The 1,259-nt window shown below is 40.7% G+C and carries 2 protein-coding genes and 1 pseudogene; all 3 read right to left on the bottom strand.

Going from position 1 to position 1,259, the window contains the following annotated elements:
- Positions 1–50: 50 nt before the first annotated feature.
- A pseudogene (locus tag F6K38_RS42330) lies at positions 51–299 on the bottom strand (carotenoid oxygenase family protein); the annotation flags it as partial.
- Between the two features lie 47 nt (positions 300–346).
- On the bottom strand, positions 347–577 hold the full coding sequence (locus F6K38_RS42325; protein ID WP_287360866.1) for a hypothetical protein: 231 nt from the start codon (positions 575–577) through the stop codon (positions 347–349).
- Between the two features lie 70 nt (positions 578–647).
- Positions 648–1,259, bottom strand: a 612-nt coding sequence (locus F6K38_RS42320) for a sulfotransferase domain-containing protein (RefSeq protein WP_287360863.1), incomplete at its 5' end; no start/stop codon positions are given.

Below are 1,259 nucleotides of genomic sequence, written 5' to 3'. Positions count from 1 at the left end.
CGAAAATGAGCTCGACCGTGATCAAATGCGATTGACCGTAGGTCACGCTACGCGATCGCACAAATCATCCCATCCCCATCAAATGGATGATGCACCCGGTAACCATTAATATCCAGCAAACCAGGACCATTCCGTAACCAAGTCCCCCGCAATTCCTTAGGGATTTCTCCTTCTACTTGATCAATCCAATAATTCTCTTCATGGCGTTGGGACTCATAACCTCTTGCCCAATCTTCCTGGCTATAGGACACACCAGGATTAGAAACCCCATTGGCTTCTTTATTTAACACATTATGCATTGTTTTTCAAGTCCTTAGCCAGATTATTTTATGAATAGTTTTTAATTTTATTTACATTTTATTACTTTATCAGACTTTGTATACCAAAGGGAATCGGGAATCGGGAATCGGGAATCGGAAATCGGGAATCGGGAATCGGGAATCGGGAATCGGGAATCGGGAATCGGGAATCGGGAATCGGGAATCGGGAATCGGGAATCGGGAATCGGGAACAAAAGTAAGCCGTGAGCTAAAAGCTCACGGCTTACTGCTGTTCGCGCAGCGTGCGCGTAGCGCATATGCTTACAACTTAACTTACTTAACTTAATTGTTAACTTATAATTGTAAACTTACTTATTAACTTAATTTTCAACACTTTAGCCATTGAGAAAGATCCCGACCAATCAAATCTTGAAGCTGGAGGATATCCTCGCGATAGAATTCAATCAATTGCTTCCGCACTGCTGGTGATAACTTAGGTTTACCACGATTTAAATATCTAATCTTGTTAACTAGTTTATCGCTTAGGCTAGTAGGAACCAATGGACTCAGAATTGATTTAACTGGGTGCGGTTGGCTCAAAAATGATTCCAACGCTTTGTTCTTGGGAAGGCGAGGAGCTTGCCTAACTTTTTCAGATATATCTGGGGTAAAAGTATCGTCTATCTCCAAGAAACCAAACATATCTTTCAGCATACCTAGAGAATTATTCTTCAAATCTTCGTATAGATAAACCTTAATCTGGCTTTTTTCAAACTCTTCATAATAACGCTTTAATTGGACATAGTAAAGTCCCTGGTGTTTATAGTGCCAGAAAGACCACCAGTTATTTTTGATGCGCTCCTCTTCTTGGGCAAGAGCCTCAGCAAAATCCAATGGTTCGCGCTCTTGCTTGATTAAATGTAAATAGTTGGAATAGGCTCTTTCTGCTGGATCTCGAAGAATGGCAATCAATTTAGCCTTAGGAATATAGTACTTTAT

This window comes from Moorena sp. SIO3B2 (assembly GCF_010692525.1).
Lineage (GTDB): Bacteria > Cyanobacteriota > Cyanobacteriia > Cyanobacteriales > Coleofasciculaceae > Moorena > Moorena producens.
Note: the sequence above shows the minus strand (reverse complement) of the source record. Positions and strands in the feature narration are given on the sequence as shown.